Source organism: Nocardia sp. NPDC006044, from assembly GCF_042871115.1.
GTDB lineage: Bacteria > Actinomycetota > Actinomycetes > Mycobacteriales > Mycobacteriaceae > Nocardia.
In genome coordinates, this window is sequence record NZ_JBIAID010000001.1 from 2,166,815 (window position 1) to 2,181,100 (window position 14,286).

The 14,286-nt window shown below is 69.3% G+C and carries 9 protein-coding genes; 5 read left to right on the top strand and 4 right to left on the bottom strand.

Annotated elements, in window-relative coordinates; all coding sequences use genetic code 11:
* Nucleotides 1-4: 4 nt before the first annotated feature.
* The 3 genes from ACFYO1_RS10275 to ACFYO1_RS10285 all read right to left on the bottom strand — a co-directional run bounded on the left by ACFYO1_RS10275 (nt 5) and on the right by ACFYO1_RS10285 (nt 4,396).
* The gene (locus ACFYO1_RS10275) at nt 5-1,414 is read right to left on the bottom strand and encodes a TIGR02678 family protein (protein ID WP_387231820.1); all 1,410 of its coding nucleotides are present in this window, start codon (nt 1,412-1,414) and stop codon (nt 5-7) included.
* Entirely contained in the window at nt 1,414-3,084 is a 1,671-nt protein-coding gene (locus ACFYO1_RS10280) for a TIGR02677 family protein (protein ID WP_387231822.1), read from the bottom strand. Before ACFYO1_RS10280 ends, ACFYO1_RS10275 begins: the two co-directional genes overlap by 1 nt.
* 172 nt (nt 3,085-3,256) lie before the next feature.
* On the bottom strand, nt 3,257-4,396 hold the full coding sequence (locus ACFYO1_RS10285; RefSeq protein ID WP_387229053.1) for an XRE family transcriptional regulator: 1,140 nt from the start codon (nt 4,394-4,396) through the stop codon (nt 3,257-3,259).
* Nucleotides 4,397-4,724: 328 nt separating this feature from the next.
* Here ACFYO1_RS10285 and ACFYO1_RS10290 point away from each other — a divergent pair, with 328 nt between their 5' ends.
* On the top strand, nt 4,725-5,030 hold the full coding sequence (locus ACFYO1_RS10290; RefSeq protein ID WP_387229055.1) for a hypothetical protein: 306 nt from the start codon (nt 4,725-4,727) through the stop codon (nt 5,028-5,030).
* Nucleotides 5,031-5,616: 586 nt separating this feature from the next.
* Here the strand turns inward: ACFYO1_RS10290 and ACFYO1_RS10295 are convergent.
* Nucleotides 5,617-6,501 (bottom strand): PAC2 family protein, encoded by an 885-nt coding sequence (locus ACFYO1_RS10295; RefSeq protein WP_378720949.1) that lies wholly within the window; start codon nt 6,499-6,501, stop codon nt 5,617-5,619.
* 150 nt (nt 6,502-6,651) lie between these two features.
* On the opposite strand from ACFYO1_RS10295, the gene metH reads away from it, so the two are divergent.
* The 4 genes from metH to ACFYO1_RS10315 all read left to right on the top strand — a co-directional run bounded on the left by metH (nt 6,652) and on the right by ACFYO1_RS10315 (nt 14,235).
* The gene (gene metH, locus ACFYO1_RS10300) at nt 6,652-10,248 is read left to right on the top strand and encodes a methionine synthase (RefSeq protein WP_387229057.1); all 3,597 of its coding nucleotides are present in this window, start codon (nt 6,652-6,654) and stop codon (nt 10,246-10,248) included.
* Between the two features lie 477 nt (nt 10,249-10,725).
* Entirely contained in the window at nt 10,726-12,435 is a 1,710-nt protein-coding gene (locus tag ACFYO1_RS10305; RefSeq protein ID WP_387229059.1) for a protein kinase, read from the top strand.
* A gap of 115 nt (nt 12,436-12,550) precedes the next feature.
* On the top strand, nt 12,551-13,222 hold the full coding sequence (locus tag ACFYO1_RS10310; RefSeq protein WP_387229061.1) for an HAD family hydrolase: 672 nt from the start codon (nt 12,551-12,553) through the stop codon (nt 13,220-13,222).
* A gap of 149 nt (nt 13,223-13,371) precedes the next feature.
* Complete coding sequence (locus ACFYO1_RS10315; RefSeq protein WP_387229063.1) at nt 13,372-14,235, top strand: arpA protein; 864 nt, start codon at nt 13,372-13,374, stop codon at nt 14,233-14,235.
* Nucleotides 14,236-14,286: the final 51 nt, after the last annotated feature.

A 14,286-nucleotide genomic window follows, 5' to 3' on the forward strand; every position in this document is an offset into this window, starting at 1 on the left:
CGCCTCAGTTCCCTTCCGTGCCAGTGCCGTCGGAGCCGTAGGTGTCGGCCGCGGTGACGAACAGTTCCTCGGTGCGCTTGGTGCGGACCGTCACGACGGCGCCGCGATAGCGGGCGAGCGCGGGCAGCACCAGCAGCCCGTCGTCCACCGTCCGCACCAGGCGCAGCCGTTCCAGCAATGCCACCACCTCGGTGGTCAGGCCGGGCACATCGGCCTGCCACTGGGCGGCGAAGGTCGCGCCGTATCGATCGGCGAGCGCCTGCACGGTCTCGCGCACCCAGGCCGATTCGATCAGCGGGTAGGTCAGCTCGACCGGTTCCTCGGCCTCGTCGTCTGACGTCGAGTCCGGTTGTGTGCCAAAGTCATCGAGCGCCCGGAGATCGGCCAGCGGCGCGAAGACCGTCGACTCAGGGATCGCGCCGTCCAGCTGTGCGGCGAGCGCCTCGCCCGCGTCCGGCGCTCCGGTGCGCCATTCGAGGGGATTGTCGATGTCGAGCACCCGGTCGGCGATCTCGCCGGCCAGCAGCAGACCGACCTGCGCCAAGGTCCCGGTGCTCGGGAATCGGATGTCGGAGAGCCGCCCGGAGGTGTCGATCAGCGCGACCCCCTCGGCTCGTCGTTCGGCCTTCAGTCCGGTGAACATCTCGACATCGGCGACGATCCGATCCTGACCCAGCACCGGTCGTTCCGCCGGCGTGAGGTCGTCCAGATAGACCACCGGCCGCTCGACCAGCGTCCGGCGGACCCGGCGGGCCAGATCCGCCGCGTGCGTGGAACCGCTTGTGCCCGTGGCCTCCTCGGTGAGCAGCCCGCGCACGCTGTGCAGATGTTGTAGCGCCCGCGGCGGCCGGAACAGCGCGAACACCACCGGCCGGTCGATGTCGTAGAGCGCCTCGCCCGCCTCGGGGTCGCTGGCCCAGCCGCCCGCGTCGCCGTCGGCCAGGGTGAGCGCGCCGCGGTGGGTCAGCCAGCCGACCGCGTCGACGAAGGCGTCGCGGTCCGCCGCGCGGTCGGTGGACAGTTCCAGGCCCTCCACCCGGCCGGCGTAGGCGGCGACCTGATCGGCCAACTCGGACAGCGTGATCTGGTCACCGGCCCGGCCGAGCGCGGCGATGGACAGCGCGAGGTAGGCGTAGCGCCGGCGATCGAAGAGCCGGTCGGCGGGCGTGCGCGCGGGCTTGCCCGCGTCCAGCCGGTCGATGATGGGGAACACCCGCGCGGTGGTCTCGGTGACCTCCAGGCGGTAGCCGAACAGCTCGGCCAGGTCCTCGCGCAGCTCGGTGGCCCACCGGCGGATCAGCGGCAGCGCGATCCGATCGGGATAGGTCCTGGTTACCAGGTGATTGGCGAGGATGACGCGCGCGGCCCGCTGATAGTTATCCAGCGCAAGGGAATCGATCTTGCGTCCGTGCATCATGCGCGCCCCCCGGTGCCGCGCGGCCGGGTCCTGGTGGTCTCGCGGACCTCCAGCCTGCGATTGTTCAGGTGCAGCAGTCCGTGCGCGGTCCGCACCACGGTAGACCCGTCGTGCTCGGACACGGTCAGGGTGACGCCGCTGTCGGAACCGGTGGTCCCGGCGACCCGCCCGCTCACCGGCACCCACGCGGTGGACGCGGCGTCGAGCAGCCGCAGCAGCACTTCGGTCTCCCGTTCGTCGAGCACCCGATCGTGCACGTCGGCGGAGGCCAGGGACTTGGCCGCGTCGGCGCGGGCCCGCTGCGCGTCCAGCTGCACCTCGCGCAATCGCCGAATGCTCGCGTCGTTGCGGTGGATTCGGGCGGGCGCACCGGCCGAGGGCGGGCGCCCGGTCTCGGCCAGCGTGCGCGAGATCTCCAACGGCGGTGCCTCCCACCAGGATCGCTGCGCCGGGATCAGGTCCGCGTCCGGATGTTCCATCGCCAGGTGCCGCGGCCGGCCGAGGCCGAACACCGCGTCGTAGAGCGCGTGCGCGCTGTCCGCGGTCGGCGCGGCGGTGAACCAGCCGGCCAGATGCCGCAGCGCCGACTCGCGGCTCACCCCGCCCCGCCGGGTCTCGGTGACCCGGCGCAGCAGCGAGAGCACGGCGGCGATGGCGCTCATGGTCGCCTCGCGCAGGCGTTCCGCCTCGGTGGTTCCGGCGTGCTCGCCGGTGCCGGAGGCGACGAACCAGGTGCGCAGCCCGTCCCAGCGTGCGTGCCAATCCGCCTGCCGCTCGGCGACACTCAGCAGCACCCGCTCGTCGCACCCGGCGGCGCGTTCGATCAGCTCGTCCACGCCGGTCTCCTCGATCTCGGCGATCGCGCCGGCCAGCCGCGGCACGAACCGGGCCAGGTCGAGGCTGAACTCGCGCATGTGCGCGAGCAGCGCGTCCTTGTGCGCCAGGAACGATTCGGGGGTGATCTCGGTGGTCCGCACCAGATCGCCGAGGGATAGGTAGAAGTGCGCGGCGCGCGCGGCCATGTCGGTGAGCGCCGCGTCGAGGCGGCGCAGCGTGCGGTAGACCCGCTCGGCGTCGCCCTCGCGATTGGCCGCGGCGAGGGTGTGCAGATCGGCCAGCAACTCCGGCAGCACCAGCCGGGACAGCGAGGCCTCGTCCAGCCGCGCGTTGAGCACGCCCGCGACCGCGCGGTAGGCCTGGAAACCGGCCTGGGAGAACTGGTAGACGAAGTGCCGGTTGCGATATTCGGCCAACGTGGCCGCGCGCGTCCCGTCGTAACTGCGTTCCAGCACGCCCCACTGATGGAGTTGATCGAGTAGCGGTCCGATCTCGGCGGCGGTGAGCCGGGGCGCGTTCGGGCGGGCGCCGCGCTCGCTGGACCAGGCCTGAGCGCTCGCGGGACCGTCGTCGACCGGCGAATCATCTACAGACTGACTGGTCTGCTTGTCCTCTGTATGTTGCTGGGCCTCAACGTCGGGCGCGGGTACCGGCTCGGCGGCGTCGAGCAGGTCGGGGGTGCGCAGGCTGTGCCCGTTGCGCTCGATCCACTCCGCCACGTCGTCGGCATGCAGTAACACCACATAGGCGGCCCGCGCGCTGTCGAAGGCGCGGAGTACCCACAGGTAGTCGGCCCGGCGCTCGGCGGTGGCGAAGGAGAACAGCCGCAGCCGGTCGTCCCACAGGACGGAGGCGCTCGCGGCGGCGTCGACGGAGTCGGTCACCGGGAACAGGGTAGTAGCGGGCCGGTCGCCGATGACGCGTACATACCCGGTTCGCCGCGCGCGTGTCCTGTTTGCCGGATGTTCGCCGATGAATCAGGCTGTGCCGGACCGCTACCGGTCACTCGCTGGAGAGCGAACGCAGCTGGTCGAGGTACGCGCGGGTGCGCGGATCGCCCGGGTAGCGGGCGATGATTTCGCGGGCAGCCTCGCCGGCGATCCACATCAGCGAGGGCAGCGAACGGCGCTTGCCCGCGAACGCGCGCAGGCCCTCGTCGAGCGCGAGTTCCAGATCGCGGTTGCGCACCGCGACGACCGCGAGGGTCAGGTGCGCCTCGGACACCCGCATCGGATTGCGTACCGTGCCGTCCGCCCTGGTCGAGTTGCGGATGACCTCGTTCGCGTAGGTCTCCGCGAGCCGATCCTCGCCCGCGACGCGGCAGCAGTCCATCGCGTAGAAGTCGAACTTCTGCGGATCGACCACGAAATGGTTGTCCAGATTGATCGGATGGTCGAGTCGCTGCAAAATTGCCCGGCCCTCGTCGAGGGCGGTATCGACCTGGCGCCGGTCGCCAAGGCGCGCCCAGGCTTTGGCCCGCTGCGCGGCGAGTTGCACGCCGACGCCGAGGTTCTGGCTGGTCTCCAGCGCCTGGTCGACCGCGTCGATGGCACCCCGGTAGTTACCCTGGGTGAGCGCGAACCAAGCGGCCATTTCCGCACTCCAGCCGGTGATTTCGGCGTTGTCCGCCTCCTGCCCGAGCGACAGCGCGGCGCGCCGGGTCGCCTCCGCGGCGGTGCGCCTGCCGAGGTCGTAGTCCACGCAACCCACCAGCAGCGCAACCCATCCCGCGAGCACCAGGATGTCCCGGTGCTGGGCCAGAGTCAGTCGTCCGTCCAGCAGTGAGGTAATTCGCCGCAACCAGCCGGTTCCCTCGGCGTGCAGCTCGTGCGGATCGGCGTAGGAGTACTCGCAGCACAGGCGTTCCGCGGTGATCCGGATGGCGTCCAGGGTGGCGGGGGAGACGTCCGACATGCGCAGTCGCCCGATGAATTCCAGCGTGTCCATGCCGGTTGCCGAGAGCACCTCGTCGTCCCGATTCGGCCTGGCCTTGGGGAAGAACGCCGCTGTGACAGTGTCGAAGGCGGCGGAAATGATCGGTGCGTAGAAATCATCCGGCCGCGACTCGCCCGATTCCCAGCGGCGCCAGTTACGCAGCAGTGTACTGTCTGTCGGCAGGTTGTGGGATGACTTGGCGCGCATCACGCGGACGGCATCGGCTTGTGACCACCCCCGCGCATCGCGTTCGGAGCGCATCCGGACAGCCCAGACGGGTCGATCGTCTCCAGCGGCCACGTCAGTAGTATCGCACCAGTTAACGCCCGGTGGCCGAGATAGGGCATATAGGTGTCAGTGGGTTGACATCTACATTCGCAAGTTGGCGTTGTACATGCTGGACAAGAGAGCGGAAAGTTAGCCGGACACATCTCGTCTCAACCAGATGCAATTGCATCTGTCCTTGCAAGGCGCAGTACCCCACAATGGGGAGATCCACATAAGGACAGCGGTACCCAATCCAACGGAGGTTCGGGTGGAAGCGTTGATCTATGGATACTTGCGTGACGATTTGGCCGATGGCCACTGTGCAGAGCTAGAGGATGCGATGAGCACCCTCGCCCGCGAAGAAGGGCTCTGCTTCGCCGCAACGTTCCATGAATCGACTTCCGGTGACGGCGCGGCGTTTGTCGAGCTGACTCAGGAGCTCAAGCGGGCAGACGCCCATCACGTCGTGGTGCCGTCGCTCGATCACCTTGCGGGCCAGACGATCCCGCGGGATATCCTGCTGGCGAAGCTGGCCCGCGAAGCGGCGGCACAGGTCTGGACCATCGAGAGCTGAACGCCAGGACGGCACCGGTCCGGCCACCAGGGTGACACCCGGGGTCGAGGCGATTACCGTCGGCCGTCTCAGTTCCGTGCGTACCCTCGTCGCGGCCGCACCGGCCCGGAAGCGAGGCGAGCAACGCCGCAACATGGCGTTGCCCACCGCGGATCCCCCTGCACGCGCAGGAGATAACCGAACAGCGAGCTGCCGGCCTGGACCGCCGCAGCCATGGCGATCAGGGCAGGCGCCCGGCCATGACCACTCGCTCCCCGGTCCGGTGAATCGAAACAGCCGGGCACACAAGCCAACTGGGCAGCGCCTACGAGCCGACTGCCCCAGCGCCGCCGATCTTCGGCGGCCGCCCAGCCGATGGCGGACAACTACGTGCCCATCGGTGGGAACGGCGCATCCTTGTCCGCCGCCGGACCCCGCCTCGGAATCCTGTTGTCCAGCTGCACATTTGCCAGACCTATCAGACCGGCTGACAGCAACATGACGGCAATCTGTGCGGCGATCGGCACTGCGGTCAGCGCGATCGTGGACCACGCATGCCGCAACCATCCGGCACACAGCGAACCAGAGTGGTTACCGCCCAGGCGGTTCAGAGACCGAAGCTGCCCGGACCGCGCCTGCGCAGGTACTTCTCGAACTCGGCCGCGATGGCGTCGCCGTCGATCTTGGCCATCGCCTCGTTCACGTCGACCGCCGCGTCGCCGCGCTCCTCGAGCGAGCGCACGTACTCGCTGACCTCGTCGTCGCCCGCGGTCATCTCGTTGACCGCGGTTTCCCACTCCTCGGACTGCGCGGGCAGCTCGCCGAGCGGCACCTCGATATCGAGCACGTCCTCGACCCGGTGCAGCAACGCGATGGTCGCCTTCGGGTTCGGCGGCTGCGAGACATAGTGCGGCACGGCGGCCCAGAACGACACCGCCGGGACACCGGCCTTGACGCACTGGTCTTGCAGCACGCCGGTGATGCCGGTCGGTCCCTCGTAACGGGTCTGCTCCAGATTGAAGCGCTCGGCCGCCTCCTTGCTATACGCGGAGCCGGTGACCGGAACGGGACGGGTGTGCGGGGTGTCGGCGAGCAACGCGCCGAGGATGACCACGGTCTGCACGCCGAGTTGCTCGATGAACTCCAGCAGATCCTCGCAGAAGCTGCGCCAGCGCATATTGGGCTCGATGCCGCGCAACAGCACGACGTCGCGATCGCTGCCCGGGGGCGAGCAGACCGACAGCATGGTCGAAGGCCACTGGATTTCCCTGGTCACGCCGTCTACCTGCCGAACGGTCGGCCGGTTGACCTGATAGTCGTAGTAGTCCTCGGAATCGAGTTCGGCTAGCGGCTCGGCGTCCCAGATCAATTCCAGATGCTCGACGGCGCCGCTTGCCGCGTCGCCCGCGTCGTTCCAGCCTTCGAAGGCCGCGACCAGCACCGGTTCCCGCAACGTCGGCAGTTCCGGATCGGGAGTTTCACTGGGGTTCACTCGGTCAGCCTAATGTGTGCGGGGAGCTGGCGTGTCGTATGCCGTGGCCCGCTCGGCCGCGTCGGGCCGGAGGCGGCGACGGCCAGGTGTGTCGCTGCCCACTCGACGCGGCGAGCTGCACTGTCGCACCCGACCATTACGCTTGATCTCATGTCTGCGTCCATCCCCGCCGCGTTCGACACCACGCTCCTCGACACGTTGCAACGCCGTGTCGTGATCGGCGACGGTGCGATGGGCACCATGTTGCAGGCGGCCGATCTGACCCTCGATGACTTCATCGGGTTGGAAGGCTGCAACGAGATCCTCAACGACACCCGCCCCGACGTGCTGCGCAATATTCACCGCGCGTACTTCGAGGCCGGCGCCGACGCGGTCGAGACCAACACCTTCGGCTGCAACCTGCCGAACCTGGCCGACTACGACATCGCCGACCGCATCCGCGACCTCTCCGAGCGCGGGACCCGGCTGGCCCGCGAGGTGGCCGACGAGATGGGCCCGTCCGCCGACGGTACCCCGCGCTATGTGCTCGGCTCGATGGGCCCGGGCACGAAGCTGCCCACCCTCGGCCATGCTCCTTATACCGCGCTGCGCGACGCCTACACCGAATCCGCGCTCGGCATGCTCGAGGGCGGCGCCGACGCGATCCTCATCGAGACCTGTCAGGACCTGCTCCAGGTCAAGGCCGCGGTGAACGGCAGCCGGGAGGCCATGCGCCTGCTCGGCCGGCGCATTCCGATCATCACCCACGTCACCGTGGAGACCACCGGCACCATGCTGGTCGGCAGCGAGATCGGCGCGGCGCTCACCGCGCTGGAGCCGCTCGGCATCGACATGATCGGCCTCAACTGCGCGACCGGTCCGGCCGAGATGAGCGAGCACCTGCGGCATCTGTCGAGGCACGCGCAGGTGCCGGTGTCGGTGATGCCGAACGCCGGCCTCCCGGTGCTCGGTAAGCACGGCGCCGAATACCCGCTGACCCCAGAGGAACTGGCGGTCGCGCTGAGCGGCTTCGTCTCCGAGTTCGGCCTCGCGCTGGTCGGCGGCTGCTGCGGCACCACGCCCGAGCACATCCGGCAGGTCACCGAGGCGGTGCGCGAGCTCGAGCCGAAGCTGCCGCCGCTCGACGACCGGCGCAGCCCGGTGCACGAGCCCGCGGTGTCCAGCATGTACACGGCGGTGCCGTTCGAGCAGGAAGCGTCGGTCATGATGATCGGCGAGCGGACGAATGCCAACGGCTCCAAGGCTTTCCGCGACGCGATGCTGGCCGAGGACTGGCAGAAGTGCCTCGACATCGCCAAGGACCAGACCCGCGACGGCGCGCACATGCTCGACCTGTGCGTCGACTACGTCGGCCGCGACGGCGCGAAGGACATGGAGGCGCTGGCCTCGCGGCTGGCCACCTCCTCGACGCTGCCGATCATGCTCGACTCCACCGAAACCCCGGTGCTGAAGGCTGGTTTGGAGCATCTCGGCGGCCGGTGCGCGGTGAACTCGGTGAACTACGAGGACGGCGACGGCCCCGAGTCGCGGTTCCAGCAGACCATGCGACTGGTCGCCGAGCACGGCGCCGCGGTGGTCGCGCTGACCATCGACGAGGAGGGCCAGGCGCGCACCGCCGCGAAGAAGGTGGCCATCGCCGAGCGGCTCATCGCGGACATCACGGGCAACTGGGGGGTGCGCGAAAGCGACATCATCATCGACACGCTGACCTTCACCCTGGGCACCGGCCAGGAGGAGTCGCGCAAGGACGGCATCGAGACGATCGAAGCCATCCGGTTGCTGAAGAGCAAGCACCCGGACGTGCAGACCACGCTGGGTCTGTCGAACATCTCCTTCGGCCTGAACCCGGCGGCCCGGCAGGTGCTCAACTCGGTGTTCATGCACGAATGTGTCCAGGCCGGCCTGGATTCCGCGATCGTGCACGCCTCGAAGATCCTGCCGATGGCCCGGATCCCGGAGGAGCAGCGCGAGACCGCGCTGGATCTGGTCTACGACCGTCGCGGGGCGGACTACGACCCGCTGCAGAAGCTGATGAGCCTGTTCGAGGGCGTGTCGACGTCGTCGTCGCGGGCCTCGCGGGCCGAGGAGCTGGCCGCGCTGCCGCTGTTCGAGCGACTGGCCCGGCGGATCGTGGACGGCGAGCGCAACGGCATGGAGGCCGACCTCGACGAGGCGATGCAGCAGGTGCCGCCGTTGCAGATCATCAACGAGACGCTGCTGTCCGGCATGAAGACGGTCGGTGAGCTGTTCGGCTCCGGCCAGATGCAGCTGCCGTTCGTGTTGCAGTCGGCCGAGGTGATGAAGGCCGCGGTCGCCTACCTGGAGCCGCACATGGAGGCCACCGACGACAGCGGCAAGGGGCGCATCGTGCTGGCCACGGTCAAGGGCGACGTGCACGACATCGGCAAGAACCTGGTCGACATCATCCTGTCCAACAACGGCTACGAGGTGGTCAACCTCGGCATCAAGCAGCCGATCGCGACCATTCTCGACGCCGCCGTGGACAAGAAGGCCGACGTCATCGGGATGTCCGGGCTGCTGGTGAAGTCGACCGTGATCATGAAGGAAAACCTTCAGGAGCTCAACACCAAGGGCGTGGCCGCGCAGTTCCCGGTGCTGCTCGGTGGCGCGGCGCTGACCCGCGGTTACGTCGAGAACGACCTGACCGAGGTGTACGAGGGCGACGTGCACTACGCCCGCGACGCGTTCGAGGGCCTGCGGCTGATGGACGACATCATGACCCGCAAGCGCGGCGGCGGCATCGACCCGGACAGCCCGGAGGCGATCGCCGAGCGGGAGAAGGCGGCCCAGCGCAAGGCGCGCCACGAGCGGTCCAAGCGGATCGCCGAGGAGCGCAAGGCGACCGAGGTGCCGATCGAGGTGCCCGCGCGCTCCGACGTCGCCGCGGACGTGCCGGTGCCGACCCCGCCGTTCTGGGGCACCCGGGTGGTGAAAGGCCTGGCGCTGCACGAGTATTCGGGGCTGCTCGACGAGCGGGCGCTGTTCCTCGGCCAGTGGGGCCTGCGCGGCCAGCGCGGCGGCGAGGGCCCGAGCTACGAGGAGCTGGTGGAGACCGAGGGCAGGCCGCGGTTCCGCGCGTGGCTCGATCGGCTCAGCACCGAGGGCGTATTGCAGCACGCCGCGGTCGTCTACGGGTATTTCCCCGCGGTGTCCGAGGGCGACGACGTGATCGTGCTCACCGAACCCGAACCCGGTGCGCCCGAACGCTATCGGTTCACCTTCCCGCGTCAGCAGCGCGACCGCTTCCTGTGCATCGCCGACTTCATCCGCTCGCGCGAGCGGGCCGAGCAGACCGGCCAGGTGGACGTGCTGCCGTTCCAGCTGGTCACCATGGGCCAGCCGATCGCCGACTTCGCCAACGAGTTGTTCGCCGCGGACAACTACCGCGACTACCTCGAGGTACACGGCATCGGCGTGCAGCTCACCGAGGCCCTGGCCGAATACTGGCACCGCCGGGTGCGCGAGGAACTGACCCTGGACGGGCACGCGGTCGCCGACGACGACCCCAGCGACGTTCTGGAATACTTCAAACTCGGCTACCGCGGCGCGCGCTACTCGTTCGGTTACGGCGCCTGCCCGGACCTGGACGACCGTGCCAAACTGGTCGACCTGCTGGAGGCTGATCGGATCGGCGTCGTCCTGTCCGAGGAACTCCAGTTGCATCCGGAACAGTCCACCGACGCCTTCGTGCTGCTGCATCCCGAGGCGAAGTACTTCAACGCCTGAGGCTCGGCCGCAGGGGAGTGACCTCCGTGCTGTCGATGGGTTAGCCGCACGCTCGCCACGGCGGGTGTGCGGCGGGCTGCGTGACCCTAGCGGGTCTAGGCGGTTATCGAACCGGTCGGTACCGAGTGATCGTGGTCACCGTGCTGCGGAACACTGTTCGCGTACCGCAAGGGCCTTGGCTACCTGCTCGTATGCCATGATTTGGGCAAATCCCGACGCGCCGAGTGGATTTCGTGCTTCGGCGTGGCGGGGCGCTGACCTGGGCGATCGCCGGGGAGCGTGCGGTGAGGTGGATGTGTGTCGGGTGGGTGTGCCATTGTCGGAAGCGTTGCAACTGCATCCGGGGCAGTCGGCGGATGCGTCGCCATCGCTGCTTACGGGTGTAAAGGACCACGGCGCGTAGCAATTTCGGGGATTTCCCGGCGTTGCGGGCCGATGCAGTACCAGCTCGGCGCGTAAGCAGGAAGGCACAACAGCATGACGGCGGACCGATTGATCGCGGGACGGTATCGACTCACGGATCCGATCGGCACAGGCGCGATGGGCGTCGTCTGGCGCGGCACCGATGTCCGCCTGCGACGCACGGTCGCGGTGAAACAGCTCATCCTCGGACCCGGACTGACCCGCACCGCCGCGCTGGAGGCGAAGCTGCGCGCCATGCGCGAGGGGCGCATCGCCGCGCGCCTGCACCATCCGCACGCGATCACCGTCTTCGACGTCGCCGAGGAAGACGGCCAGCCGTGGCTGGTCATGGAATACATGGACGCGCCGAGCCTGGCGGCCAAGCTCTCCGGCCAGCGCACGCTGTCGCCGGTCGAGGTCGCCCGGATCGGCGCGCAGGCGGCGGGCGCGCTGGCCGCCGCGCACGACGCGGGCATCATGCACCGCGACGTGAAGCCGGCCAACCTGCTCGTCGGCGACGACGGCACGGTGAAGATCACCGACTTCGGCATCTCCCGCGCCGTCGGCGACGTCACCGTGACCGCCACCGGCTTCCTCGCCGGCACCCCGGCCTATCTCGCGCCCGAGGTGGCGCGCGGCGAGAACCCGGAACCCGCGTCCGACGTATTCGCCCTCGGCTCAACGCTTTACGCCGCGGTGGAGGGGCAGCCGCCGTTCGGCGAGGGCGACAACCCGCTGGCCGTGCTGCACGCCGTCGCGCGCGGCGAGGTGCCGGCGCCCGAGCACGCCGGCGCGCTCGGACCCGTCCTGCTGCGCCTGCTCGCCCCGACCATCGACGCGCGCCCGACCATGCGTGAGGCGCAGAAGGCGCTGGAAGCCGTTGCGGAGGGCCGGGTTCCGAGCCTGGGCGTGCCCGCGCTCACCAAGGCGCTGCCCGCGCCCGGCGCGGACAACGCGACCACCGTTCTGCCGCAACCGAGTTCGACCGGCACCGACGCGCCGGGCGGTAACGCGAACGACGCCACCGCCGTGGTGCCGACCGCCGCGCTGACCGATCCGCCTGTCGCCCAAGCCGTTTCCGCCCAGCCGCCGGTCCCGCCGCGCAGCGGCGCGACGCTGCCGGGTGGCCCGGGCAGCGGGCCCTCGCGCAACCGTTCGTTCGCCATGGCGGGTGCCGCGTTCGTCGTCGTGCTCGCGGTGATCGGGCTCGTCGCCTTCCTCACCAACGATCGCAAGGGCGGCGACACCGCGACGCCGCCGGCCAGCACGATCGCGTCCTCGTCCCCGGAGGTCCCCGCGCAGCCGCCGAACGCGGCGGGGCCCGGCCAGGCGGAGTCGCCGGTGCCGGCCACCAACCCCACGCCGTCGGAGCAGCCGAGCGGCACGCCCACGCCGTCGTCGGCACCGCCCTCCGCGCCACCCTCGTCCGCGCCTCCGACGACGCCACCGCCGACGGTCAGCGCGACGCCTTTCGGTCCGCCGACGCCGGAGAAGGTTTCCCAGTTCGTGTCCGGTTACTACGGCATGCTCCCCGGCAATCCCAGTGCCGCGTGGTCCCAGCTCTCGCCCGCGTATCAGGGCGTGGCCGGCGGCTACAACGAGTACGTCCGCTGGTGGGGCACGATCCGCTCGATCACCGTTCGCTCGGTGACGCCGAACGGCGACAATCGCGCGGTCGCCTCGCTCACCTATGTGAAGAAGAGCGGCGAGACGGTGAACGAGACCCGCTGGTTCCAGGTCGCCACCGAGAACGGCCGCATGCTGATCACCGCGTCGGGAGCGTAAGCACAACCCCTCCGGGCGTGGTAGAGGCCACAACTGCGCAACTGGCCGCGGCGGTGGTTCGGTGGCGCCGGTTATCGTGGCTACGGCCGGATAGGTACTTCGAACGAGGAGATGTGTGAGCGCGCGACCAGTCGCTGTTCTGTGGGATATGGACGGCACGCTCCTGGATTCGGAGAAGCTCTGGGATATCGCGATGCGCGAGCTCGCCGGCCGGCACGGCCGGGAACTGACCGCCGAGCTGCGGCACTCATTCATCGGCGCGTCCGGGCCGGACGCGCTGCGGCTGCTGTTCACCGGCATCGGCGTCGATCCGACTCCCGAGGCGGTGCGTGAAGCGGGGGAGTTCATCGAGCACCGGGTGACCGAGTTGATGACCGGCCCCATCCCGTGGCGGCCGGGCGCGAAGGACGCGCTGGGGCTGGTCCGGGCCGCCGGGCTGAAGTCGGCTCTCGTCACCAATACCAAGCGGTCGCTCGCCGAGTACGGGCTCGATACCCTGGGGCGCGACTTCTTCGACGTGTCGGTGTGCGGCGACGAGGTGGCGCGCGGCAAGCCGGAACCGGACGTGTACCAGCGTGCCGCCGAATTGCTCGGCGTCGATCCGCAGCACTGTGTCGCCGTGGAGGATTCGCCGACCGGCACCCGTGCCGCGCAGGCCGCGGGCTGCGCGGTGATCGTGATCCCGTGCGAAATTCCGGTGCCGGACGGACCCGGCCGCAGCTTCCGCGACACGTTGGTCGGGCTGACGCTCGACGACCTCGAACAAGCGCTGCACCGGCGCGGCTGACCGGACGTCGTCCGACACTCCCGACCGCGCTTTATCGAGAGTTACTGTGCCGCAACGGTAGTGCGCGCTGCTGATAGGTGTGACCGCGATCACCGGCAATCTCGCCCAATCCCGGGCGTGTCGGCGGTCCGCTCTACCAGAATGTCGCCATGGCAGCGCTGGGTGTCCTCGACGAGATCGTAGATACCGCACGGTATCCCCTCGCGAATTCCGCGGACCCCGGCCGCAGCGCCGCCGTGGCGCACGCCAGGGCGGAATTGGCCGCGAGCGGGTGTACCGTGCTGCGCGGCTTCATCCGCCCGGAGCTGACCGAAACGTTGCGGGCGCAGGGCGATGCGATGGCGCCACACGCCTACTACGAGGTCGAGCGGGTCAACGCGTACAACATCCCGCTGGATACCGAACTGCCGCAAGATCATCCGGGCGCCATCGTGCTGGAGCGCGGTAACGCGTTCGTGCCGCGCGACCGCATCCCCGGCGACGCGCTCATCCATCAGCTGTACACGGACCGGGGATTCCAGCGTTTCGTCGCCGACTGCTTCGCCCTGGCCGAGCTGCATGAGTTCGCCGATCCGCTGGCGGGCCTGTGCCTCAACGTCGTTGCGCCCGGCATGTCGCATCCGTGGCACTTCGACACCAACGAATTCACCGTCAGCATGCTGACCCAGCCCGCCGAGTCGGGCGGAATCTTCGAGTACTGCCCCAACATTCGCACTCCGGAGGCGGAGAACCTGGACGATGTGCGCGCCGTGCTCACCGGCGCGGGCGAGCGCCTGATCCAGCGCCTCGACCTGCGCCCAGGCGACCTGCAACTGTTCCAGGGACGTTTCTCGCTGCACCGGGTGTCGCCCGTCGCCGGTGCCACACAACGGCATTCGGCGATCTTCGCCTACACCGACCGCCCCGGCGTGATCGGCACGGTGGAGCGCACCCGGCAACTCTTCGGCCGTGTACTACCCGACCATCTGGCCGCCGCGGCCGACGTTGTCCGCGGCGACCGTTTGCTCGACTGAGCCGAACGGCCCGATCGATACCCATGATCGGGGACAACCGCTCGACCCGAG

Excerpts from the sequence above, each read along its gene's own strand:
- ACFYO1_RS10315 (WP_387229063.1), top strand. The coding sequence starts at position 13,372 with ATGGCAGCGCTGGGTGTCCTCGACGAGATCGTAGATACCGCACGGTAT.
- ACFYO1_RS10275 (WP_387231820.1), bottom strand. The coding sequence starts at position 1,414 with ATGCACGGACGCAAGATCGATTCCCTTGCGCTGGATAACTATCAGCGG.
- ACFYO1_RS10305 (WP_387229059.1), top strand. The coding sequence starts at position 10,726 with ATGACGGCGGACCGATTGATCGCGGGACGGTATCGACTCACGGATCCG.
- ACFYO1_RS10285 (WP_387229053.1), bottom strand. The coding sequence starts at position 4,396 with ATGCGCGCCAAGTCATCCCACAACCTGCCGACAGACAGTACACTGCTG.
- metH (WP_387229057.1), top strand. The coding sequence starts at position 6,652 with ATGTCTGCGTCCATCCCCGCCGCGTTCGACACCACGCTCCTCGACACG.